The organism is Pseudomonas sp. Mb7 (assembly GCF_054790525.1).
On sequence record NZ_CP186501.1, the window covers coordinates 6,253,090 to 6,279,322 of the forward strand.

Annotated in this window: 21 protein-coding genes; 13 read left to right on the top strand and 8 right to left on the bottom strand. The window is 57.7% G+C overall.

The annotated features are described in order from the left end of the window. Positions 1 to 84: 84 nt before the first annotated feature. A complete protein-coding gene (locus tag ACOYXH_RS28280; protein WP_095126144.1) occupies positions 85 to 486 on the top strand; it encodes a lectin OAA family protein in 402 nt (133 codons plus the stop codon). Positions 487 to 555: 69 nt separating this feature from the next. Here ACOYXH_RS28280 and asd read toward each other — a convergent pair whose 3' ends face one another. The 3 genes from asd to ACOYXH_RS28295 are packed head-to-tail and all read right to left on the bottom strand — an operon-like array spanning position 556 to position 3,831. Next, positions 556 to 1,416: an archaetidylserine decarboxylase gene (gene asd, locus ACOYXH_RS28285; protein WP_095047284.1), complete on the bottom strand. Its 861-nt coding sequence runs from the start codon at positions 1,414 to 1,416 to the stop codon at positions 556 to 558. An 18-nt stretch (positions 1,417 to 1,434) separates the two neighbouring features. Further along, positions 1,435 to 2,250, bottom strand: a complete 816-nt coding sequence (gene rhdA / locus ACOYXH_RS28290) for a thiosulfate sulfurtransferase (protein ID WP_460410130.1) — start codon at positions 2,248 to 2,250, stop codon at positions 1,435 to 1,437. Between the two features lie 42 nt (positions 2,251 to 2,292). After that, positions 2,293 to 3,831: an HDOD domain-containing protein gene (locus ACOYXH_RS28295; protein ID WP_095047286.1), complete on the bottom strand. Its 1,539-nt coding sequence runs from the start codon at positions 3,829 to 3,831 to the stop codon at positions 2,293 to 2,295. A 166-nt stretch (positions 3,832 to 3,997) separates the two neighbouring features. On the opposite strand from ACOYXH_RS28295, the gene motA reads away from it, so the two are divergent. The 3 genes from motA to ACOYXH_RS28310 all read left to right on the top strand — a co-directional run bounded on the left by motA (position 3,998) and on the right by ACOYXH_RS28310 (position 7,183). Beyond that, positions 3,998 to 4,849 (top strand): flagellar motor stator protein MotA, encoded by an 852-nt coding sequence (gene motA, locus ACOYXH_RS28300; RefSeq protein WP_007915795.1) that lies wholly within the window; start codon positions 3,998 to 4,000, stop codon positions 4,847 to 4,849. Positions 4,850 to 4,852: 3 nt separating this feature from the next. Beyond that, positions 4,853 to 5,929 carry a flagellar motor protein MotB gene (gene motB / locus ACOYXH_RS28305; protein WP_095047287.1) on the top strand — a complete coding sequence of 359 codons (1,077 nt, stop codon included), beginning with the start codon at positions 4,853 to 4,855 and terminating at the stop codon, positions 5,927 to 5,929. Positions 5,930 to 6,019: 90 nt separating this feature from the next. Continuing rightward, complete coding sequence (locus tag ACOYXH_RS28310) at positions 6,020 to 7,183, top strand: sterol desaturase family protein (protein WP_095047288.1); 1,164 nt, start codon at positions 6,020 to 6,022, stop codon at positions 7,181 to 7,183. Between the two features lie 43 nt (positions 7,184 to 7,226). Here ACOYXH_RS28310 and ACOYXH_RS28315 read toward each other — a convergent pair whose 3' ends face one another. The 4 genes from ACOYXH_RS28315 to rsgA form a co-directional block, all read right to left on the bottom strand. Beyond that, positions 7,227 to 7,712 carry a toll/interleukin-1 receptor domain-containing protein gene (locus ACOYXH_RS28315; protein WP_460410131.1) on the bottom strand — a complete coding sequence of 162 codons (486 nt, stop codon included), beginning with the start codon at positions 7,710 to 7,712 and terminating at the stop codon, positions 7,227 to 7,229. Further along, positions 7,712 to 8,671, bottom strand: a complete 960-nt coding sequence (locus ACOYXH_RS28320) for a caspase family protein (protein WP_460410132.1) — start codon at positions 8,669 to 8,671, stop codon at positions 7,712 to 7,714. Before ACOYXH_RS28320 ends, ACOYXH_RS28315 begins: the two co-directional genes overlap by 1 nt. A gap of 2 nt (positions 8,672 to 8,673) precedes the next feature. Continuing rightward, complete coding sequence (locus tag ACOYXH_RS28325; RefSeq protein WP_095047290.1) at positions 8,674 to 9,081, bottom strand: TIR domain-containing protein; 408 nt, start codon at positions 9,079 to 9,081, stop codon at positions 8,674 to 8,676. 212 nt (positions 9,082 to 9,293) lie between these two features. After that, entirely contained in the window at positions 9,294 to 10,325 is a 1,032-nt protein-coding gene (gene rsgA / locus ACOYXH_RS28330; protein ID WP_016985702.1) for a small ribosomal subunit biogenesis GTPase RsgA, read from the bottom strand. A gap of 107 nt (positions 10,326 to 10,432) precedes the next feature. On the opposite strand from rsgA, the gene orn reads away from it, so the two are divergent. From orn to ACOYXH_RS28360, 6 genes are all read left to right on the top strand, one after another. Next, on the top strand, positions 10,433 to 10,975 hold the full coding sequence (gene orn, locus ACOYXH_RS28335) for an oligoribonuclease (RefSeq protein ID WP_064593092.1): 543 nt from the start codon (positions 10,433 to 10,435) through the stop codon (positions 10,973 to 10,975). Positions 10,976 to 11,067: 92 nt separating this feature from the next. Beyond that, on the top strand, positions 11,068 to 11,679 hold the full coding sequence (locus ACOYXH_RS28340; protein ID WP_093430171.1) for a trimeric intracellular cation channel family protein: 612 nt from the start codon (positions 11,068 to 11,070) through the stop codon (positions 11,677 to 11,679). A gap of 175 nt (positions 11,680 to 11,854) precedes the next feature. Then, a complete protein-coding gene (locus ACOYXH_RS28345) occupies positions 11,855 to 12,886 on the top strand; it encodes a hypothetical protein (protein ID WP_220557465.1) in 1,032 nt (343 codons plus the stop codon). 185 nt (positions 12,887 to 13,071) lie between these two features. Further along, positions 13,072 to 15,501 carry a leucine-rich repeat domain-containing protein gene (locus ACOYXH_RS28350; RefSeq protein WP_258709153.1) on the top strand — a complete coding sequence of 810 codons (2,430 nt, stop codon included), beginning with the start codon at positions 13,072 to 13,074 and terminating at the stop codon, positions 15,499 to 15,501. Positions 15,502 to 15,840: 339 nt separating this feature from the next. Next, entirely contained in the window at positions 15,841 to 16,827 is a 987-nt protein-coding gene (locus ACOYXH_RS28355) for a hypothetical protein (protein WP_460410133.1), read from the top strand. Positions 16,828 to 16,850: 23 nt separating this feature from the next. Then, the gene (locus ACOYXH_RS28360; RefSeq protein WP_460410134.1) at positions 16,851 to 21,674 is read left to right on the top strand and encodes an RHS repeat domain-containing protein; all 4,824 of its coding nucleotides are present in this window, start codon (positions 16,851 to 16,853) and stop codon (positions 21,672 to 21,674) included. A 25-nt stretch (positions 21,675 to 21,699) separates the two neighbouring features. Here the strand turns inward: ACOYXH_RS28360 and queG are convergent, their stop codons facing one another. Then, entirely contained in the window at positions 21,700 to 22,773 is a 1,074-nt protein-coding gene (queG, locus tag ACOYXH_RS28365) for a tRNA epoxyqueuosine(34) reductase QueG (protein ID WP_095047296.1), read from the bottom strand. Between the two features lie 63 nt (positions 22,774 to 22,836). Here queG and ACOYXH_RS28370 point away from each other — a divergent pair, with 63 nt between their 5' ends. The 3 genes from ACOYXH_RS28370 to ACOYXH_RS28380 are packed head-to-tail and all read left to right on the top strand — an operon-like array spanning position 22,837 to position 26,225. Then, entirely contained in the window at positions 22,837 to 24,336 is a 1,500-nt protein-coding gene (locus ACOYXH_RS28370; RefSeq protein ID WP_095126139.1) for an NAD(P)H-hydrate dehydratase, read from the top strand. Continuing rightward, the gene (gene tsaE, locus ACOYXH_RS28375; RefSeq protein WP_016985707.1) at positions 24,324 to 24,794 is read left to right on the top strand and encodes a tRNA (adenosine(37)-N6)-threonylcarbamoyltransferase complex ATPase subunit type 1 TsaE; all 471 of its coding nucleotides are present in this window, start codon (positions 24,324 to 24,326) and stop codon (positions 24,792 to 24,794) included. Before ACOYXH_RS28370 ends, tsaE begins: the two co-directional genes overlap by 13 nt. A gap of 57 nt (positions 24,795 to 24,851) precedes the next feature. Next, the gene (locus tag ACOYXH_RS28380; RefSeq protein ID WP_371748301.1) at positions 24,852 to 26,225 is read left to right on the top strand and encodes an N-acetylmuramoyl-L-alanine amidase; all 1,374 of its coding nucleotides are present in this window, start codon (positions 24,852 to 24,854) and stop codon (positions 26,223 to 26,225) included. The last annotated feature ends 8 nt before the right edge of the window (positions 26,226 to 26,233 follow it).

Consider the following 26,233-nt stretch of genomic DNA (forward strand, 5'->3'; position numbering starts at 1 on the left):
CAGGCGTGCGATCGGAAACGCACGGTTGCACGGCCTGCCGTCAACCTCGGGCAGGTCTCCCGAAACTTCAAGGAGATGAGGTTCATGTCTAAATATGCAGTGGCAAATCAATGGGGTGGCAGTTCGGCGCCGTGGCATCCGGGTGGAACCTGGTTACTCGGCGGGCGGGACAACCAGAATGTCGTCGCTATCGAGATCAAGTCGCGCGATGACGGTAAAACGTTCACCGGCACCATGACCTATGCCGGGGAAGGTCCCATTGGCTTCAAAGCGCAACGCACCGGTCAGAACCAGTACAACGTCGAGAATCAGTGGGGTGGCAATGATGCCCCATGGCATCCGGGCGGCAAGTGGGAGATTGGCGGCCGGGACAATCAGAACGTTATCGCGTTGAGCGTCACGTCCAGTGACGGAGGGAAAAACCTCAATGGCACCAATACCTATGCCAACGAAGGCCCGATCGGCTTTCGTGGGCAAATAGAGTAACGGCACCACTGAGTCGTATCCGCCTTTTCGCAGACGTGTGAAAAGGCGGATCAGTGGCTCACATCATGTTCAGGCTTTTGGCAGCGCCAGGCCTTGACCCATCTGCACTGGCGAACCCGCCGCCAGCTCTTGCGCCCATGTCACCTGATCCGGCCCGAACAGCACGATTGCGGTCGAACCCAGCTTGAAGCGCCCAAGTTCAGCACCTTTTTCCAGATGGATCGGCGCACGGGCGGCTTCGTCGTAGCGGAAGGTTTTCAGCTCGCGCTTCGGTGGGGTGACCAGGCCGGCCCACACGGTTTCGATCGAAGCGACGATCATCGCACCCACCAGCACCACGGCCATCGGCCCACGCTCGGTGTCGAAAATGCACGCCACGCGTTCGTTGCGGGCGAACAGTTCCGGAACGTTTTCTGCGGTGGTCTGGTTGACCGAGAAGATCCGGCCTGGGATGTAGACCATTTCGCGCAGGGTGCCGGCCAGCGGCATGTGCACGCGGTGGTAGTCCTTAGGCGACAGGTAAATGGTGGCAAAGTCGCCGCCCATGAACGGTGCAGCGTTAGCCGCATCACCGCCGAGCAGTTCCAGCACGCTGAAGCTGTGGCCCTTGGCCTGGAACACGCGACCGTGCTCGATCGGGCCGAGCTGGCTGACCGCACCGTCGGCCGGGCTGAGGATCGCGCCCGGGGTTTCGTCCAGCGGACGCGCGCCGTCTTTCAGAGCGCGGGTGAAGAAGGCGTTGAAGTGCTCGTAGGCAGTGAGGTCTTCGACCAGCGCTTGCGACATGTCCACCTGGTAGCGCTTGGCGAACCATTGGGTGAAGGCATTCTTGAACCAGCGCACGCGGCATTCGGCAATGCAGCCGGCCAGACGCGATAGCAGGTGATGAGGCAGCAGGTACTGGCTGAGGATAAACAGACGTTCTTTCATTAGTTGTCCTTAAAAACCTTAAATCTCGACTGGCGTGTCAGGGTGGTTGCCCCATTCGCCCCAGGAACCGGCGTAGCCCTTGACCCGCGGATAACCGAGGGATTTGGCCACCAGATAAGTGAAGCCCGACCGGTGATGGGTCTGGCAGTGGGTAATGATTTCTTTGTCCTTGGTGATCCCGAGGTCTTCGAGGATCTGCGGCATGTCTGTGCGAATGCGCAACTGACGGGCCTTGTCCATGCCGGCAGTCCATTCGAAATTGACCGCGCCGGGGATGTGCCCAGCCTTGGCGGCCAGCACTTTCTCACCGGAATACTCCAGCGGCCCGCGCGCATCCCAGATCGCCAGATCGGCAGCACCGAGGCGGCTTTGCAGGTATTCACGGGTCGCGGTCGGTTCTTCATGCAGGGTCAATGGCACAGGGCCGCCCACTACAGGCGGAACCTGGATCGACATCGGCATGCCGGCCGCCAGCCACGCCGGCAGACCGCCGTCGACGTAGTGATATTTGTCGTGACCGATCACGTCGAGCAGCCAGATGAAACGCCCGGCCCAACCGCCGCCTTCGTCGTCATAGACCACGTAGACCGCATCTTTGCGATGGCCCAGCTCACCGAATAACGCTTCGAGATCGGCTTTCGCCGGCAGCAGTCCCGGCGCCGGCGGCTGGCCGAGCTGGGTGCGTTTCGGGTCGACAAAGCGTGCGCCGGGCAAGTGACCTTCGGCATAACGGGCAGGGCTGGTCAGGTCCACCAGAATCAGTTCAGGGGAATCGAGACGCGGGAGCAGGTCGCTCGCCTCGATGACGAGCGGCAAGCCAGAGAAGTCAGACATGTGAGGTCTCCAGAGCACAAAGGGGAGGATTGTAGCGCAGCCTCATCGGCCGCGGCTGCTAAAGCTGTGCAGGGCTTTTTCGATGCACTGTGCGGTTTTGCCAAAGGCTTGCACGGTGATATCGGCGAACGGCCCGCCGCCCTGATCGGCGACAACAATCATGATCACCCGGCCGTTATTGACCAGGGAACGCAGGAACAGATACTCGCCACGAAACAGGGTGCGCAGGCTCGCTGGCAGCAGAGCGGAGAACTGAGCGTTGTTCTCGGGATTGATCCGCACCTGCGCCTGTTGCGCGAGCAGCCGTTGCAAGACCTTGCTCTGGCTGACGACGAAATTCAGCGCCGCCGCTTCTTTCGGCAGCCCGGCGGTTTGATTCACGCGCAGATTGGACTGTGTGCGATCGGCCATCAGGATCATCACCCGGCGCATGCCGCTGGCGACCAGCGCATCGCGAGCGGCGACGGTCAGGCTCATGGCATTGGTGAAGCGGCTTGGCTCGGCCAATAGCTCGGCGCATTGCTGGCGCCATTGCGTCAGATCTTCCGAGGTTGGCGCAGCGGCGGGCAGCATGCCGGCTGGCAAACGATGAGTGCCCCACGGCCACAGCAACGAAACCGCCGGATGCCACAGGTCGGGCATCGCATGATGGCGCGCACTGTTGGCGGCTTGCTGGTGCAACTGTTGTTGCACTTCATCCATGGAAATCTGCAGATAAAGGCTGGTCAGGTACTGCCAGCGCTCACTGTGCGGACTGTCCCACGCCTGTTGCGCCGACAGTGCCAGGCCGTTGGCCAGCAGCACTGTATTGGCCGGCTGATTGAGCCAGCGGCGCAGGGTCGGGTCGTCATCAAGCCGGTTTTGCTGGCGCAACGGATGTTCGCTGTCGCGGGCGATGCGCAGCACTTTGACCAGTTCGCGCTGTTCACTCAGCAGCAGCTTATAACCCTGCTGCACCCAGATCGGCAGGTGCCAGACTTGCACCAGCGCCTCGGCGATTTTCAGCAGGCGTGCGCCGAACAATTGCTTTTCAACCACGCGCGCCGATTCGCCCTTGTGGATAACCCGCAGTTCCCATTCTTCGAGCAATTGCGGATAAGTCAGCGCCAATGGCCACAGCGGCGACAAAAACAACAGGCTGCCCCAATGAATGTCCTGCCACAGTCGCGCCAGGCGACTGGCGAAAAAACCGTTGGCCTGTTGCGTCGCGTGCTGGCTGATCATCTGTAACTGGCGCAAGGCTTTGGGAATCTGCATCTGCGGTTCGGCGGGCAGGCGCGCGAGCAATTCTTCGGTCCGCGCCAGGCCCAGACGATTGATCGCCACCTCAAGGTTTTCCGCTGGCGTGGCCATGGTGCCATGGGTGTGACGATTCGCCTCACGGATGATGCTCAAGGCCAGTGCCGGGCTGTCCTGCATCAGGTCGGCGATGTCGCGCAACGAGCTGCGGTTGTCGCGGATCGCCCGACAGACTTTGTCGTGAGCCTCTTGCGGCACGGGCAGCCGGACGCTGTCGAGCAGCTTGACCCAGCCGTCGAGTGTGGTCGGTTTTGCGTGTGGGACGTTCGTTTCATTAGCCATGTCTGGACGGGATCTTCACTGACTGTAGACGCGCCCGGCATGGGCTAAATTGGCTTTTCGCCTGAACTGGCTATAGTCTGGCGCAGTTTTGCCGATAAGTAGAAGAAGAGATTTTTTAACTTCCGAATATGACCTTGAACCCGACTTAAATAAGTACTTTCTACCTATGGCTAAAATTATCGGCATCATCGTCGTATTCGCGAGCGTGCTCGGCGGATACGTGCTTTCCCACGGCAAGATTGCCGCCCTGATCCAGCCCTTCGAGGTGTTGATCATCGGTGGTGCGGCACTCGGTGCATTCCTGCAGGCCAACCCCGGCTACATGACGATGCACGTGCTCAAGAAATCCCTGAGCATGTTCAGTTCGCGCTTCAGCCATACGTTCTATCTGGAAGTGCTCGGGCTGATCTACGAGATCCTCAACAAGAGCCGCCGCGAAGGCATGATGGCCATCGAAGGCGACATCGAAGATGCCGCTGCGAGCCCGATCTTCGCCAAATACCCGGCAGTGCTCAAAGACGAACGCATGACCGCGTTCATCTGCGATTACCTGCGCATCATGTCGTCCGGCAACATGGCGCCGCACGAGCTGGAAGGCTTGTTCGACATGGAGCTGTACAGTCTGAAAGAAGACCTCGAGCATCCATCTCATGCGGTGAACGGCATCGCCGATGCCATGCCCGGTTTCGGTATCGTCGCGGCGGTACTCGGTATCGTGGTGACCATGGCCTCGCTGGGTGAAGGCGATCAGAAGTCCATCGGCCTGCACGTCGGTGCGGCACTGGTCGGTACCTTCTTCGGTATTCTCGCGGCGTACGGTTTCTTCGGCCCATTGGCGCATTCCCTGGCCCACGATGCCAAGGAAGAGCTGAACGTCTACGAAGCCATCAAGGCCTCGCTGGTGGCTTCGGCTTCCGGCATGCCGCCTTCGCTGGCGGTCGAGTTCGGTCGCAAGGTTTTGTATCCGGCGCACCGTCCAAGCTTCGCCGAGCTGGAACAAGCGGTTCGCGGTCGCTAAGTCATGGAAAATAATCAGCCGATTATCATCAAGCGCGTCAAGCGCATAGCCGGCGGGCATCACGGCGGGGCGTGGAAAATCGCCTTCGCCGACTTCGCCACGGCGATGATGGCGTTCTTCCTGGTGTTGTGGCTGCTGTCCACCGCGACGCCCGAGCAGAAGATCGCTATCGCCGGTTACTTCAAAGACCCGGTCGGCTTCTCCGAAAGCGGCACGCCGTACATCATCGACCTGGGCGGCACGCCGACCCTGGCCCCGGAAAACACCCTTAACCCGGAAGTGAAATCGCAGCCGCAGCCTGACAAGGTTACGGTCGATACTGAACAGGTTGAAGGCATGGCCGAGCAGGTCGAGAAGGAACGTCTGGAACTGCTGCTGCAAGAACTGCAGAACAAGGTCGATGAGAACCCGCAGTTGCAGAAGTTCAAGGATCAGATCCTCTTCGAGATCACTCCGAACGGTTTGCGCATCCAGATCATGGACGCCGAGAACCGGCCGATGTTCGACTCCGGTTCTGCACGCCTGAAACCGTACTTCGAAGACATCCTGCTGGCCATGGCCGACACCATCAAAGCGGTGCCGAACAAGATCAGTATCAGCGGCCACACCGATGCCAAGCCTTATATCGGTACCGGTGATTACGGTAACTGGGAGCTGTCGGCCAACCGTGCCAACGCAGCCCGGCGTGCATTGGTTGCCGGTAGTTATCCGGATGCGCAAGTGGCGCGGGTAGTGGGTTACGCCTCGTCGGCATTGTTCGACAAGGAAAACCCATTCAATCCGGTCAACCGCCGCATCGATATTGTCGTGCTGACCAAGAAGGCCCAGGCGGCCATCGAAGGTGCGCAAGGTGCCGACGCGGCTAAACCGGCGGATCAGAGTCAGAACGGCAACGCGCCGGCGACACCGGTTGATCCGAACGCGCTGCCGGCGGATCAGCAACCGGTGCCGGCGCACGAGCTTCGCGAGCGGTTGAATCTGTTCGACGACGCCGCACCGAAACCGGCCGAGCCGGGGAGTGCGGCGCCTGCTCCCGCTACTCCGCCAGCCACTGCACCGGCTCCCACGCCCAAGCAGTGATTCACAAAAAGCCACGGTCACCGTGGCTTTTTTGTTTCTGCCTGCGTCGCAATGAGCAGTCGCAGTATTCGCAATCACGGAAGATCAGTTATGGAAAGACTCAAAGCCTATTTTCAGCGGCACGGCAACGCACCCTTCAAGTTTGGTGAGGGGCGGGTCAGTGGCTATATATCAGCCACCCTCGGGCTGTTGAGCCTGTTGGCGGTACTCTGCTTTCTCTTCCCGGAATGGCTGACCACGGCTGAACTGCGCAAGGTCTATGACGAGCAATTTGCGCGCACCACGCTGTTGCTCGGTCTGGTGCTGTCGTTCAGCCTCGGCACCCTGAATATCCTGCTCAACAAGCGCAAACGTCTGGGGATTACCGGATTGGTGGCGTCGGGGCTGGCAGTGTTTCTGGGCGGTACCAATGTCCAGGTCAGCGCGATCGGGCAGACGCCGTACTCGCTCGGTCTGGACTGGTTTGTGCTGGCGCTGCTGGTGTCGGCCATCGTGTTCATTCCTCTGGAAAAGCTCTATTCCAAGGACCCCGAGCAAAACATCCTGCGCCCGCACTGGCGCACCGACCTGACCTACTTTTTCGTCAGCCACATGCTGGTGCAGTTCATCCTGATTTTCATCACCGCCTCTTCGAGTTACATCGCCGGTTGGGCGATGTCGCCGGGCTTGCAAGCGAGCGTGCAAAGCCTGCCGCTCGTTGTGCAGTTTCTGCTGGCGATACTGGTCGCCGATCTCGGTCAGTACTGGCTGCACCGGCTCTACCATGTAGTGCCATGGCTGTGGCGCATTCACGCGGTGCATCACTCCAGTACGCACATGGACTGGCTCGCCGGCTCCCGCGTGCACTTCATTGAAATCCTGCTGACCCGCACTGGCGTGCTGGTGCCATTGATGCTGCTGGGCTTCGCGCCGCAAGCGTTGAATGCCTATGTGATCCTGGTCGGTGTTCAAGCGGTACTGGCCCACGCCAACGTGCGAATCAACGGCGGCTGGCTGAACTACCTGATCGTGCTGCCGCGCTATCACCATTGGCACCACGCTCGGCACAAAGACTACATCTACAAAAACTACGCGATCCACACGCCGCTGGTGGACATGCTCTTCGGGACGTTCAAGCTGCCGCCAAAGGAATGGCCGGTGCGTTATGGCGTGTTTGGCAAGGAACTGCCGGGCGGGATTGTGCGTCAGCATCTGTATGCGTTTCGCAAGCCTGAGCCAAAGGTGGTTGTGCCAAAACCGCCGGCCAGCGTGTGAGGCAAAAAAAAGCCGCGAGATGATCGCGGCTTTTTTACGTCTGTCAGAACCCACGCCGAATCCGGTTCTTCAGTTGTTCGTGGAAAATCTCGGCGTTGCGCTTATAGATGCCGCTAAAGGATTCATTGCTCGAATCCAGCGTCATCGAGCGTTTGTTGGACACTTCCTCACGATACGCGTCGATAAAGAAATTCAGATCACTGTCCGTGCTCAGCTTCGGCCACTTATCCAGATACAACGGCAGCTCCGTCGGCCCGGTCTTGAACGAGCAGATCCGCCGGTTGCTGATGGTCGCTTCGCCAATTTCGAACGGCACCCACCACGATAACGCAGTCTTTTCCGAGACCACTGCCAGCAGGTGCGTGCATTCGGTGATGTTGCGGGTGATGACCCCAGTGATGTCGTCGGTGGTCTGCGACTCGGGGTCGAGCACGTCGAGGTAGGTTTTGATGTTGGCCTGGATCAGGCGGCTATTGATGGCGATGGCGTGGGCGCGATCCATGTGGCGGTAGCTGATGAATACGGGCATCAGATGTGTCCTTTTATGGCGAGTTCGCGGTAGTAGGCGCCGAGGGCGATGAGGCGGCAGCCGGTGGAGTTGATGGCGGCGTAATACATGTGTTCGGCGTCCACGGGCTCGATCAGGCTGTGGCGATTGCACATTTGCAGTTGCTTGAAGATGTCGCCGTGCTCGGGGTTGAACTGCGCTTCGGTGGGCTCGTAGCTGGGGTCGAGTCTGAAAACGAAGCTCGGTTCCGGGAACCAGTCCTTGAGTTTGCGCAGGGTTTCTTCGGCGATCAGCGGCGCGACCTCGCGTAGCGGCACAAACTGCGAAACATTGGTCTTGAATACCGGACGCTGTTCCCAGGCTCCCAGCGCATTGTCGACAAACGAATAGACGCTACCGGGGGTGACCTTGCCGAGTACGTTGGCGGCGCCACCATGCAGCGCTTGCAGCAACAGATCCGTAAATACCCCGTGACCGCGGCTTTCCAGGGCGTACTGTTCTTTTTTGCAGGCGGTGAGAATGGTCACGCCTTCGCCGATCACACTGCTGCCGCCGCGCAGGTTGCGCAGGGCGCCTGCTGCACCGGCCTGGCAGCAATCGAGAATGATGATTTTATTCTTGATGTGCGGGGCTTTGTCCGCCCATTCCAGAATGTCGCTGATGCGAATACCGTCTCCGCCAGGCTGATAGTCCTGGGGAATGAGTAGTCCTTCGTCGATGCTGGTGTCGAACTGCCCATGACCGGCGAAGTACAGCAGTGCCACGTCACAGTCGCCTGAGAACAGGCTCTGGATCTGCTGTTTCATGTGTTTGAGCGTTATTTGTTCTTCGGCCGACGTCAGCACTTTGCTGCTGAAGTTCGGGCGCCCGTTGGCGTGACGCTCCAGTACCGAAGCCATGGCCATTGCGTCGTTGTTGCAACCGCTCAACGGCGAGACGTAGTCGTAGTGGTTGATGCCGATAAACAGTCCCTTGCGCATAATCACACCGCCGTATGCAGGCGAATCGCGCTGACGATGCTATTGGTGTTCCACGCGCATTCGGCGTGTGCCGCGTCACGTACCACGGCGGAAATGCGCTCGGCGCCGAATGGCTTGATCGCGATGATCACCTTGCCCATGCGTTTGGCGATCTCGATTTCCTTGTTGATCCACTTGCTGTAGGTCGAATACATCCCGGCCATGATTAGTACCGCCGAGCAGGGGCGAATCTTGTTTTCGATGGCTTCTTCGAGCTGCTTGTCGGTCTGCGCGCCCAGGATCGGGTTATGTGGCGGCACGGAAAAATTCTTGAAACTGAAATCCGGCTTGGCGCCGAGCAGGCGTACCAGATTGTCGTGAGTGTGGGCGTAGTTCCACGAATGGCTGATGAACAGGTGATAGGTCTGCATGGGGTTCCTCGAAGGTCGCGAAGGTGCGAAGGAGGACCCCAATCTAGGCATCTGGAGCTTGCCTACAAGGGTTGGGCGGTGAAAGAGAAATGTCCTGCAAGCAGGCGTGTGCGGGCCTGTAAGAAAAGTCTGGCGTTTAACGGAATCGGGGGGTTGTCAGGCGTAGTCCGACATCCGGCAGCCCTCGGGCGAGGTACTGCCGGTGCAGATGTTTAGTAGCCGTTTTCCGGCAGGCTGGCGATGATCGAGCGGTAGCTGTTCATCCGCTGCTGCTGCACGCGGCCATCTTCCAGCGCCTTGAGCAGTGCACAACCCGGTTCACGGTCGTGCTTGCAGTCGCGGAAGCGGCAGGTGCCGAGCAGGTCATTGAACTCGATGAAACCGGCTTCAACATCGGCGCGGCTGACGTGACCCAAGCCGAATTCGCGGATACCCGGGGAGTCGATCAACTCACCGCCGCCAGGGAAGTGGAACAGGCGCGCAGTGGTCGTCGTGTGCGTACCCTGACCGGACAACTCGGACAACGGCCCGACACGGGTTTCCACTTCAGGCAGCAAGCTGTTGACCAGCGACGACTTGCCGACACCGGACTGGCCGACGAACACGCTGATGCGCCCGTCGAGCTGCTGTTGCAGTTGTTCCATGCCGTTGCCGTGGTGTGCCGAGACTTCAAGCACCGGATAACCGAGTGTGCGGTACACCGCCAGCAGCGCATTCAGTGCTGGGGCGTTCTGCTCGTCGATCAAGTCGAATTTGTTCAACAGCAGCAGCGGCCGGATGCCAGCGTGTTCGGCGGCAACCAGATAGCGGTCGATCAGGTTGGCATGCGGCTCGGGCAGCGGCGCGAAGACGATGACGATCATGTCGACGTTGGCGGCTACCGGTTTGAGCTGGCCACGGCTGTCCGGGCGGCACAGTTCGGTGGTGCGCGGCAGTTGCGCGACAATCACCCCGATGCCCTGATTGCCGGCACGCCAGACGACTGTGTCGCCGGTTACCAGCGCAGGCAGGTTGGCGCGCAAGTGGCAGCGGAACACTTGGCCGGCCTGATCACCGTCAACGGCCTCGACCTCGACCTGTACACCGAAGTGGGCAATCACCAGGCCGGTCTGTTCCGGGCCCAGGTCGCCGCCCTCAAGGGCTTCGACAGCCGAGGACTCGCGTTTGGCGGCGCGTGCAGCGCGCTCGCCCTGAATCTTTTCGATGCGCCAGTTTTGACGACGATTGAGTTGGCGTTTGGCCATGGGTGTTCCGTCTGAAGAATGCAGCGATTAGGTAAAACGGCCGCGAGTTTAGCACGCCCGGCCACCGGCCTAGGCTAAACTGCGCAGCATTGCCTAGGAGCCGACATATGCAAAACCCGCAGAACCTGATCTGGATCGACCTGGAAATGACCGGTCTGGATCCGGAAAACGACGTCATCATCGAGATGGCCACCATCGTGACCGACAGTGATCTGAACACCTTGGCCGAAGGCCCGGTGATCGCTATCCACCACAGTGACGAAGTGCTCGCGCGTATGGACGAGTGGAACACCCGCACCCACGGCAACTCCGGCCTGACCCAGCGCGTGCGTGACAGCCGAATCAGCATGGCCGAAGCCGAAGCTGAAACCATCGCCTTCCTGGAAAAATGGGTACCGAAGGGCAAGTCGCCGATCTGTGGCAACAGCATCTGTCAGGATCGCCGCTTCCTTTATACCCACATGAAATCACTGGAAAGCTATTTCCACTATCGCAACCTCGACGTCTCCACGCTCAAGGAACTGGCCGCGCGCTGGGCACCGGACGTGCGTGATAGCTTCAAGAAGGGCAGCACACACCTGGCGCTGGACGACATCCGTGAGTCGATCGCCGAGTTGCAGCACTACCGCAAGCATTTCATCAAGTTCTGATGCCTGGCGATGGGGGCGGGCATTGCGATTGCCCCCTTTTGGTGCCGCACTGAAATGGCTAGACTGCGCGCCTTCCTGCCTGGATCGCCACCATGTTGCTGATGCTCTATCTGATCGCCATCACCGCTGAAGCCATGACTGGCGCCCTGTCTGCCGGGCGGCGCGGCATGGACTGGTTTGGCGTGGTACTGATCGCCTGCGTAACAGCCTTGGGCGGTGGCTCGGTGCGCGATGTGCTGCTCGGGCATTATCCGCTGACCTGGGTAAAACACCCGGAATACCTGGTGCTGACTTCGGTCGCGGCAATGTTCACTGTGTTCACCGCGCGCTGGATGCGCCACTTGCGTTCGCTGTTCCTGGTACTCGACGCCGTCGGTCTGGTGGCGTTCACCCTGATTGGCTGCATGACCGCACTGGAAATGGGCCACGGCATGCTGGTGGCGTCGGTCAGCGGCGTGATCACGGGGGTGTTCGGTGGCATCTTGCGCGATATTTTCTGCAACGACATTCCGCTGATCTTTCGCCGCGAACTGTATGCGAGCGTCTCCTTCGCCGCAGCGTGGTGCTACATGCTGTGTCTTTATCTGAATGTGCCCGGTGAACAAGCCATTCTGATTACGCTGTTCGGCGGGTTCTTGTTACGTCTGCTGGCCATCCGTTTTCATTGGGAAATGCCCAAGTTTGTTTATAACGACGAGCCTTGATGCTTGTCGCCGGAAAATAGTTGTTTGCCAGATAAAAGTCTGTAAGCCACTAGAGGTTTGCAAACGTATGTTTCTTACATTTTTCGCTTTGCTGTTTATTTGAAAGGTCTGTAATTTTTTTGTTGGCATATTTTCGATGTCGACATTTAAATATTACTCTTCGAAGGAACACATCATGAGCGAAAGCATGGATGCTACACACGATCAGCAAACCACTGCGCGCATACTCGCAGGCCTTGCCATTATGAAGGTCAAGTTTGATGCGAGCGACAATACTCGCACTAAGTCGCTGTTTGGTAATGGCCGGATGCAGGTGAAAGTACAAGTTCTGGTTTCCGGGGTAGACGCCAACGGCAATGCCATGCACGTGCCTGCAGATGTAATGGAAAGCATCGAACTGATTCATTACAGCACTGGCAAGACGTTGCGCGACGGCTGGGTCGCAAGCACCGATCAAGGGCGGTTTACGATTGAGGCACGACCTTCAACCACCGCCGGAGACGCTCCCGACAACGATCCGGAAAATGACAGCGTCCATCCTCAGGTCCGAACGTTTTGGGTATCCTCATCGAGCGCCGGGACGACCCAGATTGGTGCGTGTCTGTCGCTGAACGGTGAGAGGATTCTCAGTAATGGAACGACACTCTCCAGTGTTCATGACAGTAGTGTAACCATCGAAGCACAACCTCCATCGGCGTATTCCATCGAAGAATTTCGCTGGTATCAAACCCGGCGCGGCGATGAATTGCCCGGCAATCGAATCTGGAACCACCGTCTTGGGCTCTATCCGCGAGGGCAGCAGATCAAACTGGTCGATTGGGTTGTAGACGGAGTAGGAGAAGGCGTTGACCATAAATTTGCGGGGGGGAACAGACTTAATGAAATAAAAACCAATTATATGGAGGTCATTCTTGTTCGCCCTGAAAAACAAAGGGTGACTGTGATCTTGCCGGCTAACGGAGATCCTTTTGTATACACCTTTTTTCCTGACGCCCATACATGGGGTCGAGAGCATTATGATGTGAAGGTCCAGAGCGATGGAGAGCTAACCGTCGTGCAAGCCCTGTCCGAATACTCGGAAGCCGGTAAAAGTTCCAAGTACGGAGACAAGCTTCACTTTCTTGCCATTGATGAACACGGTACGGAGCATAGGCTGGCGATTCGCGTGAACTTTTACGAACGAAATTTATATCTGGAACGAGGCTAAGACTCACCTTCACTGATGCAATGCCAGTGGATGTAGTAGATATATATGCTTTTTGGCATGGCAACTACCGATAAGCTGTGGTGTTCAATTATCAGGTAATTGCATTCAAAGTGCTTTTGCTTATATCGAGTGTTGGCCCTTCTGTATGCGGGGCCAACGCAGCCATATCTCAAGGATGAGCAGCCATGACTGGCAAACCGCCAAAGGTCAAACCTGTACCTGCCCCAATCAAAACCCACGAATTCAGCGTAGACGGTGCTCGCCGGCCACCGTCCGGCTCTTCAGCAATGCCGCACCTGCCTATACCCCATCACCTCGAAGCGTTGCCCGTTTCCTTCGGGTCTGACTCGATCGCAGTGACGCCAGCGATCAGAGTGAGCGTGAACCCGAGGTCATCTGCGATCGATGAGTTCGCGATGCATGCCGCGAAGTACTCACTGGCAGATTACTGCATACCTGCACCCAAAACCTTCGATGAAACCGATGCGCAAGGCATCAGGATTGTGAAGCAGCGCCAGTACGTGGCCGTGGCCGATGACCATGTTGTGCAAGTGGTGCTGGACGCTAAGAGCGGGCTGTTTCGCGCCACGCTGGCCAGTGAACTCGACCCCTCCGGCCCGCTATTGAAGCCGGACAGCGAAGGCCGGTTCTGGGCTCCGCTGAACAGCGATGTCCCCCCCTTCACTGACTCAATCTCAGTACAAACCGCACAACTTTTTCGCCGGATGGGCCTTTCCGTGGGGCAATTTTCCGTCGCCATGGTTGCACGTGTGCTGGCCGTGAGCGGGGTCGATGAATCAGTGCTGCGCGATGTGCTCATTCATGACCGCCCTGCGCCTTTTTTACTGGAGGACACCATCAGGCGATTCGAACTTGATCAGACGATTCAGGCGCAGGGACGCGGGGCCGCCCCTGAGCAATTTAGGCGGTTCAAGGATCTGGAAGATGCCTTTGAATCCGATTGCGATGAAAACACTTTACGGATGCGCCGGGTGTTTCCACATCTACCGAAAACGGCTGCGCTGGCGATATGGCGCAATATGAGCGCTGCCGAGCGTTTACATATGCACAACCAGCCAGGCATGCCTCAGCGAGTGGCGAAAGAGGCTCTGGTGGCGCTGCGAGAGATTCGCTTGGCAAGGGCCGTGGAAGGCATTCACTTAGAGGCCGTAGCCAACCCGGACAGTGATCGGTTAGTGCTGCATATGCTCGGAAATCTGGCGAATTGGCCGCGGCAAACGCGTGTCGAGATTCGCCAAGGGACGATGGACGGGCATGTCCTGAGCGCTATCGGCGAGGCCCGATCGCCGTTTCGTCACATACTGATCCGTCAGGATGATGGCTATGTCCTCCAGAGCCGCGACGCCCAATCACCTCGGAAATCGAAGGACCTGTATTCAACCATCTGGTTTCTGTTGTCGCCCGGGCATCGTCAGTTGCTGGGTGTGACAGAAGTTGGTGGTGCGGCGTTGCAACAGTGGGTCCGTGCGCAGCCGTTGCCATCACGCCAAACCGTGAGTGAGTTGTTGGGGATGGCGCCGCTTGCGGTTACCGTTGATCCTGCCACTGCACAACACCGGCAAACGGGGCAGTTGCGAGGCGGCGGCGACAACAACCTGACATCGACCAAGTCCGTTGCCGACCGTGTGCGTGATCTTTATCCGCATCTTCCAGATCAGGAGGTGACGGCATTTATCACCGAGCGCTTGAAGAGTGATCCTTCCGGCGTATTGCTGCGCCTGGAAAAAGAATTTGTGACATTGCGTAATGAATTGGCGATATGGACTGCCGAAGGGGCATCACCTCATACGCGGACGTCGGAACCAGAGGGCGCGTCGACGCTTGCCGAACGACGCCTGGCTCGCGAGAAGTTCAGCGCAAAGCTGCAAGATATCTGGCAGCGCAAGTCGGTTTCGAGGTGGGGCGAGGGGGATTATTATTTTTCTCACTATGTTGATTTTTCGGGTGAGTTACCAACGTTGTCCGCCCGATTTGAATATGTAGCAGAGTTGATATTGACCGCAAATGAACCGGGTGCACGGATAGGTGCGTTTCTCGATAGCTTTCCGAATATTCAATATTTGGGAGTCGTTGGTATAAAAATGGAAGGATTCCCGTCGGGAATATTTCAAATGCGCCAGTTAAGCGAACTTACGCTGGACGGGTGCTCGCTAAAACTATCCGAGGTCACAGTTGAAGGATTGTCCAGAATCGAAACGCTGACCCGATTGAATCTGGCAAACAATCCTCTGACAGTTGTTCCGCATGTAGGCTACATGGCCGGTTTAACCGGATTAATGCTGAGCAACGCACATCTTTCCAGCGTTCCTTCAGGCATAGATTCGCTCAGGAAACTGGGGGTTGTGGCATTGCATGATAATAATATTTCTGACGTGGGATATGAATTGTTCGAGATTCCCGATACACAGGATCTGTTCATTGGTTTATTGAATAATCCGCTGAGTGACGCGTCAAGGCAACGGATTAGTCAGTATCTTGAAAACTCCAGTATGGATCGGAAGGTGGAAATCCAGACGGAGGAGGTGGTTTTCGAGTCTGACTCCGATAGCGAGTCCTCGGAAAGCGGATTCTCGACAGGTTCAGACAGTGACTGAATATTGGTGGAAGTAACCGCTCCTTTGTTTTTCTAACATAACCTGACAAGAATAAACTGCCCGTTGGCTCCTCTTTTGATTCTGTGCAGTTGAGGTCAGGAGGGGAGCAGATTGTTGAGTGCTGAAATCAAAGGGGCAGGCGGAGTGTGGTTGAAGTTCGCTTGATGTGGTCTGCGATTGTTGAATGTATTAGCATTTGTGAGAGCTGTTGGGGTTGATGTTGAAATATTACTTTCTCATAATTTGTCGAATGTCGCGGCTGTTCTTATTTAAAGCGAGCGTCAATAGTTTGCTGGGTCCTTAGAGGGCGAAGTGTATTAATCAGCAAGGTATTGATAAATGTTTGATGAGCAAATTGGTATTTCCCGTATCGAAGTTAAACTCGATGCCACAAGGTCGGGCCAGCATAAAGTGCTTTATGCCAACGGGCGCATGCAGGTGCGTGTTTTGGTGCTTCTGCACGGGATCGATAACAATGGCGATGGCGCATCTCTGTATGGGCATCCCGCCCTGCAATCACTGCGGTTGATCGCCTATAACGGCGCGCGCCCTCTGGAAGGCGACTGGAATGTATCGCTGCAGGAAAATCGTTATGCTCACGAAATGTCGGGCGGTGCACCGCGGATTACCGAAGTACCACGTGCCACGCACAATCGGATAAGTGACGACTCTGATCCCATGCAGATTTTCCAGTTTTGGGTTTCGGCCACCAGGCCCGGAATCATGGAAGTGGCCGCCGAAATTCTCGTGGATGGCGTGTTATTGCGAAGTAACGGAATCGGCTTTGACAGCAGTGTTACGCTGGAGGCAATTCCGCCGAAAGAATATTCGCTGAAGAGCTTTACATTCAATGAATATGGTAGCAGACAGCAGAAAGCACAATATGACTGGGTTCAAAGTCATCACATTGGGCTGCACGCGGACGGCAGGCAGATTCACCTGTTTGACTGGTACAGCAGTGAGGTAAAACTTGATCCTTATGATTCCGAAGATGCGGTGCAAGTCTATGCCTCCGGAAACATTCCTGGTACTCGCGACGGGCGCAGAAACTTTTACGGTTACATGGCACCCATCTACGGCCTGAAAGCAAATTTCCGCAGTCCCCTCGGTATCATGAACGTGCCGATCAACAATGTGCCTGGGCAACTGACGCTTGTTCAATATATTTCCGCTGACCTGCAAGTGGGGCGGGAAAGCGAGGGTTCATTCGAGTTTGCAGTGATCGATGAGTTTGGCTCGGTACACAGGCTGTGTATCGAAGGTAATAAAGAGCAGCGCACTTTTATTCTGGGTGAGTCCAAGCGACCAATGAAACAGATTGTCTGATTTCATAATGTGGTCAGCGATGTTTGCTGGCCAAGTTTACGAGTCAATATCTGGATCTTGAAATAAAAGGACGTTTTTCAATGGAAAGTAATTTATCTGCCGCTGTTCATTCAAATGCTTTCAACTTCGGTGAATTTGTCTCCGGAGGTGTGGATCCCCGCACCGGCATGTATACGTGCTCGTTTTCGTTAGGAAAGTTGCACTCGGCGGATCTCAATGGTCCTGAGCTTGCACTTTCAATGGGTTTCAATCCGCTCAACCAGGCGGACTCTGGTTTTGGCATTGGCTGGTCTTTGACCCTGACCCATTACGACTTGCGCAGCAAAGTCATGACGCTGTCCAACGGTGAGCGTTACAAGGCTGTGGAAACGTCCACCGGTTTGAAGTTCAAGGAAATGAAACTGCAAACGGCAAAGGTGCTGGTGACCGGAGCAGGGCGCTATGAAGTTCGATACAAGGATGGTCGGCGTGAACTGCTCAAGGTCCTGGCTGGCACTCAGGTCGCCGTAGCGGAAAAAATAATCGCGGCGAACGGTGTAAGCATCGCGTTGAAGCACGAGATGTTCAACCAGTTCCCCAGGTTGGCCGAAGTTCGTGACGCCAAACAATGCCTGCTGAAAATCACCCGCAATGCAGGTCAGGTAACGTTGACCCGGTATCCCGATACCTCTTCCAGTTCCGACTACAAGTTGATCTTGAAAAACGCTCGGGTAACGGCAATCGAGCTTCCGGTAGGTAAAGGTTGGGAGCTGGAATATGAAGTCATCGACGAGGGCAGCTATTTGCACCGAGTCGTCAATCCGCTGCGCGGCGTAGAAATCATTCGCTACAAGCGGCAAGGTCATAGCTTCGTAAATGGCGCGGAACAGACACTGCCGTTTGTTATCGCGCACGATATCTACCCAGGGCGCGGCCAACCCAGACTCTGCAAGACATACACGTACTCCGACCATAACTTCCTTGGGCAGGGCCTCCTCCCCGCCAAGGATAATGACCTGGACCCGCTCTATCTGGCGCCCGGCCACTATGTCTATACCTCGGACGAGCAGTTGTTACTGAGCGGCAAAGTGCATACGCGCATTAAACGCACCTACAACAAGTTCCATCTGTTGGTGGCTGAGGTTACAACCTGCGGTGACGCCCAGATCGCCACCGCCACCGAGTATCACTGCTCCGTCACCAAGCCTTTCAATGAGCAGGCTGCTCAGTTTCGTATGCCGAAAGTCCATACGGTGACTCACCTCGATCGACGCACCCAACAGCAGCGTGTGGAAACCACCGTCACCGAGTTCGATGGCGAAGGCAACTTGCTCAAACACATTGAGCCAAGTGGGGTGACGACTTCGACGGAATTTTATCCGGTAGGTGGTGGAGACAATTGCCCAGAGGATCCGCTGGGTTTCTCAAGGTTCCCGAAAAAGAGAACGGTTACCGCTGCCGCGTCGGGTGGGGCTTCGACTGTCACGTACTACGACTATGCGCTGCATACTGCACTGGAGGGGGCGGAGCTGGCATTCGTGTTGCCGGTTGCGGAACGTTTTTACGAAGTTGTGGCAGATGTTGAAGTCTTACGCTCGAAAACCGAACGCAGCTATCTGGATACGCCCAAGGACCCACTCAAGCACGGTGCCACGAAACAGCAAAGTATCACCCTCAATGAGAAAAAAACCTCTACCGGGTTTTCCTATGAACTCGAGGGTGACAGGTTGCGAGTCAAGTCCAGCACATGTGGATTCGACGGTGCGCTACAGACCAGTGAGAAAGTGCTTTCGACGCTGACCGGATTACTGATGTCAGAGGTCGGTGTCGATGGCGAGCACGTCGAACATGAATACGACGCCATCGGCCGGGCAGTGCGCAAAACGGTTGCTTCCGGGAGCCCTTATGCGGCCGCTACCCAGTTTGCCTATCTGGCCGCCAGTAAACAGCAACCGGCGACCATGGTGACCACGGATCCCGTCGGTGGTGAGCAACGTGTGAATTATGACGGCCTGGAGCGGGTGATCACCGTTCAGGAAAAGGACTGCGACCATCCTGACAAGGACGGGCTTATTCAGGCTCGCACGATTTATTCTGCCCTGCATGATTCGGTCGGTCACACGGTGAAAGTGACGCTGACCGATTGGCGTGACGGCAAGCCTTATCCGCTCAGTACCCGCTACGAATTCGATTCCTGGGGCCAGGTCAGCAAGACGCTGCATGCCGACGGGCGTATCGAACACAGCGAGGCGAATCCGGTTCTTCGCCAGCAAACCCATTGGCTCCAGGGGATGGGCAAGACACTCACCCTCGTCAATGACTTCGGTAAACCGCTGAGTGTCGAGAGCTTCAATCTGAAGAGCAAGAGTCTCGGCAAAATCGTTTACACCTATGATGGGTTGGGGCGCACAACCAGCGAGACAGATCCTGTCGGCAATATCACTCGATATGAATACGACGTTTTTGACCGGATAATCCGCATTGTCCTGCCTGATTCCAATACGGTGGTGACCGACTACGCCGAACATAGCGATGCCGGGCTACCGATCGGCATCAAGGTCGGTGACACGGTGTTGGGGCAGCAAACTTATGATGGTTTGGATCGTTTGATACAAAGTACCGTAGGCGGACGAAAGTCCGAGGCGGGTTATGAAGCGGGCTTCACTCAGCCGCAGTGGTACAAGAGTGCTGATGGCACAAAAACCGAATTCACTTATTTGCGCGATCTGGGCGGTGTGCTGACGGAGCGCAAGTCAGGTGCATTGCTCACGAACCTGACTTACGACCCCGCCAGTGGCAATCCCTTGGCCTGTACCGAAAACGGCAGGGAGCGCAGCTTTACCTATTACCCTTCCGGACGCCTCAAATCCGAAACGACGACCTTCGGCGCTATCACAAAATCAACGTCCAGTACCTGGTCCCTGCAGGGACGACCGATCACCCATGTCGATGTACTCGGAGCCGAAAGCCGATCCGAATACGACAAGCACGGCCGCCTGCTATCCACCTCACAGGGCTCGTTGAAAACCGAATTCCACTACGCCATCCAGACGGGGATGCTGGACTGGACGAAAACCGAAGAAACGTCGACCAAGCGGCAGATGATCACCCGGTTTGCCTATGACGATATCGGTCGTGAAACCCGTCGTACGTTCGAGATTCAGGGCCAGCCCGACCAGACGCTGGAATCGACTTACACGCTTGCCGGCAAACTGGCGCAGAAAGTCTCCAGGCGCGGCACGCAACTATTGCGCGACGAACAATTCACCTACGATGTGCGCGGGCGACTGATCCAGTACGACTGTGCTGGCACCCAAAAGCCCCGCGATCCGTATGGCAAGGAAATTGTCCGGCAGACGTTCACCTTCGATGCGCTGGATAACATTCTGACCGTGCAGACGAAGTTCCCGCTGGGCATGAATCTGACCACCTTCAGTTATGACAATCCTGATCCTGTACAGCTCAGTGCAGTCAAACATTCCCATGCCGACTATCCACCGGCAGTGACACTGGAATACGACGCCAACGGCAGGATGATCAAGGACGACCAGGCGCGAACCCTGGCCTATGACGCATTCGGACGTCTTGAGCAATTGTCCAGCGCAGGGGGATCAGTCATTCGTGGCTACCATTACGACGGCTTCGACGATCTGGTCGAACTGTCGCAACCCGACAAGGTGATTACGCAGCGTTACTACCATGCGGGCCGGGTCGCCAATGAGGTGAGTGGTGAAAATTCGTCCAGTGTTGTGCGTCACGGTGGAGCGCTTGTGGGGCAACAGCAACTCGGTTCGAACGCCGGCGCGCAGCTGTTTTGTACCGACCAGCAGCAAAGCGTGCTGGCAACGCTGGGCAAGGAACAGCTCACCGATTGCGCCTACAGCCCTTACGGGCATCGCCCTGCCGAAGGTGGACTGTTCAGCCTGGCAGGGTTCAACGGCGAGCAGCTGGATCCGGTGACCGGGTTGTATCTGCTGGGTAACGGTTACAGAGCCTATAGTCCGACACTGATGCGTTTTCTCGCCCCCGACAGCATGAGCCCGTTCGGCGCGGGCGGATTGAATGCCTACAGTTATTGCCTGGGCGACCCTGTCAATCGTGTTGACCCTACCGGACATATATCCTGGCAAACGATCCTGGGCATCGGACTCAGTATTCTCGGGGTTGTGGCCAGCGTACTAACGATGGGCGCGGCGACGCCATGGGCAGTGGCGGCATTGGGGCTGGCGGTTGCTTCAGGTTTGGCGGGTATCGCCAGCGAGCTGGCCAATGAGCTGGCACCGGGTTCTCAAGCAGGCGAGATATTGGGCTGGATCAGTTTTGGTCTTGGGCTGGCTTCGCTGGGTGCAGGTATGGCGGCAGGTGCAAAAGCTGCTGTGAATGCTGGCAGGAAGATGGCTTCAGCCTTTAGCCAAGGGCTCAGTGGCAAGGGGGCAGGCAAAGCGGGGCAATATTTAAAGAAGGGTGGAAAAGGCGCCAAGGCTGCGGCCAAAAAAGCCAATGCGCCCGTGGAGACAGTGCCGGACGAACCTTGGCAATTGCATAGGGCCAAAAAAGACAATTTCGTGTCTGAAATTAATGAGGAGAGGGCTAAAGGTTTCTACAAGCTCGTGGAAGGCAATAAGTCCGCCAGCCAAGCAGCGGCGGAGTCCGAGATGCTGTACGAGGAGTTCGGCCCCGTCGGCGCTGGAAGAAAAGTAACGCATGTTTTTTTTGCGAAGACGAAAGGACGTGGGGAGCGTATTTACCTTCTAGAGGACAGTAAACAGCGAGTTTGCAAAGTCTTGCAGGCGGGCGGCCATTTGTCCGACGGGCAGACCAACACAATGATGAAAACGGCTAAAAGCATTGATACAACGCGCATGTGAGCGGCTTGAGTATTTTGCTTGCCCTTTATGCATTCGAAAGTCTGGAGTGCCGTTCCAGCGCCCACTCCACATGCTCCCTGACCAACTCTGACGGATAATCCCGTCGAGCCTTCAACGCTTCCAGCACCGGAATCGTTGAAGGCGCATTGCCCAATCCTACCGCCAGATTCCGCAACCAGCGCTCATACCCCGCCCGCCGCAACGGCGAACCTTCAGTGCTGCTCAAAAACTTCTCTTCGTCCCACAAAAACAGCTCAGCCAACTCGGCATTATCGAGGTTGTGCCGTGGCTTGAAATCGCTTTCCCCTGAGGGCTTGGCGAAGCGGTTCCACGGGCAGACGATCTGGCAGTCATCGCAGCCGAACACGCGATTGCCAATCAGCGGCCGCAGATCCTCGGGGATTGCGGTTTTCAGCTCGATGGTCAGATAGGAAATGCAGCGCCGCGCGTCCAGCACGTAGGGACCGACGAAAGCATTGGTCGGGCAAATGTCGAGGCACGCGGTGCAGCGGCCGCAATGTTCAGTGCTGTGCGGTTCATCCACCGGAAGTGGCAGATCGACAAACAACTCGCTCAGGAAGAAATAACTGCCGGCCTTGCGATTCAGCACCAGAGTGTTTTTGCCGATCCAGCCCAGCCCGGCCTGTTCGGCGATGGCTTTTTCCAACACCGGGGCGCTGTCGACAAACGCGCGGAAACCGAACGGGCCGATCTGCGCCTGAATCTTGTCGGCCAATTGCTGCACACGTTTACGGATCAATTTGTGGTAATCGCGGCCCAAGGCATAACGCGACACGTAGGCTTTTTCCGGTTGCGCGAGCATTTGCGCCATTTGCGTGTCGCCGGGCAGGTAGTCCATGCGCAGCGAGACCACGCGCAACGTGCCCGGCACCAGTTCTTCGGGGTGCGAGCGTTTGCTGCCATGGGCGCCCATGTAGTCCATTTCGCCGTGGTAGCCGGCCTCGAGCCAGCGCGCGAGGTGCTGCTCATGCTCGGCCAGATCCAGGCCGCTGATGCCGACTTGCTGGAAGCCCAGCTCGCGGCCCCAATCCTTGATCGATTGGGCGAGGGCGGGCAGGTCTGTGGTGATGGCGGACATGAGGCGAGAGAAACCGGAGCTGAGGTGCGTATAATTCTGCCAGACATCGGAGCCCGAAGACGCATGCCGCATACGAAAGATGAATTACCCGACGCGCTGTATGGCGCCGCACAGGTGCGCGAACTCGATGCACGGCTGATTGCTGCCGGTACGCCGGGCTTCGAATTGATGCAGCGCGCGGCCCATGCGACGTGGCGCGCATTGGTGCGACAGTGGCCTTCGGCGACTGAACTGACGGTGCTGGCCGGGCATGGCAACAATGCGGGAGACGGTTATCTGGTCGCGGCCATGGCCCAGCGAGCCGGGTTGCTTGTGCGGGTGTTGGCGGTCGGTGATCCCCGGCAATTGCAGGGCGACGCGGCGTCAGCCCATGCCGAGGCCTCGACGCACGGTGTGGCGATTCAGGGCTGGAGCGCTGACAGTGAGTTGCGCGGGGTCATCCTCGATGCCCTGCTCGGCACCGGCCTGAGCGGCGACGTGCGTGAGCCGTATGCCACCGCGATCAATGCGATCAACGTCAGTGGTTTGCCGGTTGCTGCGGTCGATATCCCTTCCGGATTGTGTGCCGACACTGGGCGAGCGCTGGGTGTCGCGGTCTGTGCCGATCTCACGGTGACCTTTATTGGTCTGAAGCTTGGGCTTTTCACCGGTGACGCGGCGGATCATGTCGGCGCGCTGCTGTTCAACGATTTGCAGGCGCCAGCGGAAACTTACCGTGACATTCCTGTCCGCGCCCAGCGACTCAATGCCGCTAATCTTCCTCGATTGGCGCCGCGCGCGCCGGCGTCGCACAAGGGGCGTTTTGGCCATGTGTTGCTGATCGGTGGCGATCACGGATTTGGCGGGGCGATCCTGCTCAGTACCGAAACGGCGTTGCGCAGCGGCGCGGGCATAGTTTCGCTGGCGACCCGTCCCGAGCATGTGCCAGCAGCCCTGACCCGTGTGCCGGAAGCTATGGTTCTTGGCACCTCATCGGCCAATCAGTTGATGGGTTTGCTGGAAAAAGTCTCGACGCTGGTCGTCGGTCCTGGCCTCGGCCAGGCCAGTTGGGGCCGCGCATTACTGTCGGCGGCGGCCAACGCGGCATTGCCGCAAGTGTGGGATGCCGACGCACTGAACTTGCTGGCGAGTGATTTCGTTCAATTGCCCAAGGATTGCGTGATCACCCCGCATCCGGGCGAAGCAGCGCGTTTGCTGGGCATCAGCACCGCCGACGTGCAGGCGGATCGTCCCGCGGCAGCGTTGGCGCTGAGCAAAAAATATACAGCAGTGGTGGTGTTGAAAGGCGCAGGCAGCCTGATTGCGCATCCCGATGGCCGTTTGGCGCTTTGTCACCAAGGTCATCCGGCCATGGCCACTGCAGGACTCGGCGACGTACTGGCCGGTTTGACCGGTGCGCTGCTGGCGCAGGGCATGGCCGGTTTTGATGCGGCGTGTCTGGCGGTCTGGCTGCACGCCAATGCCGGTCAGCAACAAGGAAAATTCGGCCGTGGGCTGGCGGCCAGTGATCTGATTCCAGCCATTCGTCAGTTGTTGGAGGAGCAAGCACCGTGTCTGAAGTAACCCTGTACCTGGCCGATGAACAGGCCATGAGCGACTTTGGCGCACGGATCGCCCGCGTGACCCAGGGCCATGGCCTGATTTTTCTCGAAGGCAACCTGGGCATGGGCAAAACCACCCTGTCGCGGGGCATCATTCGCGGCTTGGGCCATGTCGGCGCGGTAAAAAGTCCGACCTTCACCTTGGTCGAACCCTACGAGATCGGTGACATCCGCGCCTTCCACTTTGACCTGTATCGCCTGGTCGATCCGGAAGAGCTGGAGTTTCTCGGCATCCGCGACTACTTCGAAGACGATGCCCTGTGCCTGATCGAATGGCCCGATAAAGGTGCAGGCTTTTTGCCAAAGCCTGACCTGACCATTACCATTAGCCCGCAAGACAGCGGGCGCTCGCTGAAAATTTTATCCCAGGGCTCGCGTGGCGAGGCCTGGTGTGCCGCTTTGGCATTGGAATCCAATTAAATGATGGGGTTAGGTATGCGCTTTCGCGCGTTGGTGGCTGCCGCTGGACTGTTGTTGATGGCAGTAACCGTCAACGCTGTGGCCGATTCAAAGGTCAACAGCGTGCGCCTGTGGCGGGCGCCGGACAACACGCGACTGGTCTTCGACCTGAGCGGCCCGGTGCAGCACAGCGTGTTTACCCTGACCGCACCGGACCGGCTGGTGATCGACATCAACGGTGCCACCCTCGGTGCACCGCTGAATGTGCAGACCGCGAACACGCCGATCACCGCAATGCGTTCGGCCCAGCGCACGCCGACCGACCTGCGCGTGGTCATCGACCTGAAAAAAGCCGTCACCCCGAAAAGCTTCTCGCTGGCGCCGAACGCGCAGTACGGCAACCGCCTGGTGGTCGACCTGTTCGATAACCCGGCCGACGCCGCACCGCCACCTGCGCCGACGCCGCAGGTCGCGACTGTGCCAGCGGTGCCGGTAACCCCGACCGAACCGGCAATCAAGTTACCGCCAGCCCCGGCCGGCAAGCGCGACATTATTGTGGTGATCGACGCCGGCCACGGTGGCGAAGACCCGGGCGCATCCGGTTCGCGCGGTCAGCGTGAGAAAGACGTAGTGCTGCAGATCGCTCGCGAACTGCAGCGTCAGGTCAACGGCATGAAAGGCTTCCGCGCCGAACTGACCCGAACCGGCGACTATTTCATCCCGTTGCGCGGTCGTACCGAGATTGCCCGCAAGAAGGGCGCCGACCTGTTTGTGTCGATCCACGCCGATGCGGCGCCATCTGCCGCCGCTTTCGGTGCATCGGTGTTTGCCCTGTCCGACCGCGGCGCAACCTCGGAAACCGCCCGTTGGCTGGCCGACAGTGAAAACCGTTCCGACTTGATCGGTGGTGCTGGCAACGTCAGCCTGGATGACAAGGACCGCATGCTCGCCGGCGTGTTGCTCGACCTGTCGATGACTGCCTCGCTGACTTCCAGCCTCAACGTCGGTCAGAAAGTCCTGACCAACATCGGCCGCGTCACGCCGCTGCACAAACAGCGTGTGGAACAGGCCGGGTTCATGGTGTTGAAGTCGCCGGACATCCCGTCGATTCTGGTCGAAACCGGGTTTATCTCCAATGCCAACGAAGCCAACAAGCTCTCGGCATCGAGCCATCAGCAAGCGTTGGCCCGCTCGATCAGCAGCGGCGTGCGCCAGTTCTTCCAGCAGAACCCGCCACCGGGCACTTACATCGCCTGGCTGCGTGATTCCGGCAAGATCGCTCAAGGCCCGCGCGATCATCGCGTCGGTCCGGGTGAAACGCTGGCGATGATCGGCGTGCGCTATCAGGTGTCGCCGGCCACGCTGCGCGCTGCCAACAATCTGAAAAGCGATGAACTGAAAGTCGGTCAGCACTTGACCATTCCTGGCACCGAACTGGCGTCCAAAGAATGAACGAAGTG

What these genes read in the sequence shown, in the direction of transcription:
- ACOYXH_RS28280 (WP_095126144.1), top strand. Translation starts at nt 85, where the DNA reads ATGTCTAAATATGCAGTGGCAAATCAATGGGGTGGCAGTTCGGCGCCG.
- asd (WP_095047284.1), bottom strand. Translation starts at nt 1,416, where the DNA reads ATGAAAGAACGTCTGTTTATCCTCAGCCAGTACCTGCTGCCTCATCAC.
- rhdA (WP_460410130.1), bottom strand. Translation starts at nt 2,250, where the DNA reads ATGTCTGACTTCTCTGGCTTGCCGCTCGTCATCGAGGCGAGCGACCTG.
- ACOYXH_RS28295 (WP_095047286.1), bottom strand. Translation starts at nt 3,831, where the DNA reads ATGGCTAATGAAACGAACGTCCCACACGCAAAACCGACCACACTCGAC.
- motA (WP_007915795.1), top strand. Translation starts at nt 3,998, where the DNA reads ATGGCTAAAATTATCGGCATCATCGTCGTATTCGCGAGCGTGCTCGGC.
- motB (WP_095047287.1), top strand. Translation starts at nt 4,853, where the DNA reads ATGGAAAATAATCAGCCGATTATCATCAAGCGCGTCAAGCGCATAGCC.
- ACOYXH_RS28310 (WP_095047288.1), top strand. Translation starts at nt 6,020, where the DNA reads ATGGAAAGACTCAAAGCCTATTTTCAGCGGCACGGCAACGCACCCTTC.
- ACOYXH_RS28315 (WP_460410131.1), bottom strand. Translation starts at nt 7,712, where the DNA reads ATGCCCGTATTCATCAGCTACCGCCACATGGATCGCGCCCACGCCATC.
- ACOYXH_RS28320 (WP_460410132.1), bottom strand. Translation starts at nt 8,671, where the DNA reads ATGCGCAAGGGACTGTTTATCGGCATCAACCACTACGACTACGTCTCG.
- ACOYXH_RS28325 (WP_095047290.1), bottom strand. Translation starts at nt 9,081, where the DNA reads ATGCAGACCTATCACCTGTTCATCAGCCATTCGTGGAACTACGCCCAC.
- rsgA (WP_016985702.1), bottom strand. Translation starts at nt 10,325, where the DNA reads ATGGCCAAACGCCAACTCAATCGTCGTCAAAACTGGCGCATCGAAAAG.
- orn (WP_064593092.1), top strand. Translation starts at nt 10,433, where the DNA reads ATGCAAAACCCGCAGAACCTGATCTGGATCGACCTGGAAATGACCGGT.
- ACOYXH_RS28340 (WP_093430171.1), top strand. Translation starts at nt 11,068, where the DNA reads ATGTTGCTGATGCTCTATCTGATCGCCATCACCGCTGAAGCCATGACT.
- ACOYXH_RS28345 (WP_220557465.1), top strand. Translation starts at nt 11,855, where the DNA reads ATGAGCGAAAGCATGGATGCTACACACGATCAGCAAACCACTGCGCGC.
- ACOYXH_RS28350 (WP_258709153.1), top strand. Translation starts at nt 13,072, where the DNA reads ATGACTGGCAAACCGCCAAAGGTCAAACCTGTACCTGCCCCAATCAAA.
- ACOYXH_RS28355 (WP_460410133.1), top strand. Translation starts at nt 15,841, where the DNA reads ATGTTTGATGAGCAAATTGGTATTTCCCGTATCGAAGTTAAACTCGAT.
- queG (WP_095047296.1), bottom strand. Translation starts at nt 22,773, where the DNA reads ATGTCCGCCATCACCACAGACCTGCCCGCCCTCGCCCAATCGATCAAG.
- ACOYXH_RS28370 (WP_095126139.1), top strand. Translation starts at nt 22,837, where the DNA reads ATGCCGCATACGAAAGATGAATTACCCGACGCGCTGTATGGCGCCGCA.
- ACOYXH_RS28380 (WP_371748301.1), top strand. Translation starts at nt 24,852, where the DNA reads ATGGCAGTAACCGTCAACGCTGTGGCCGATTCAAAGGTCAACAGCGTG.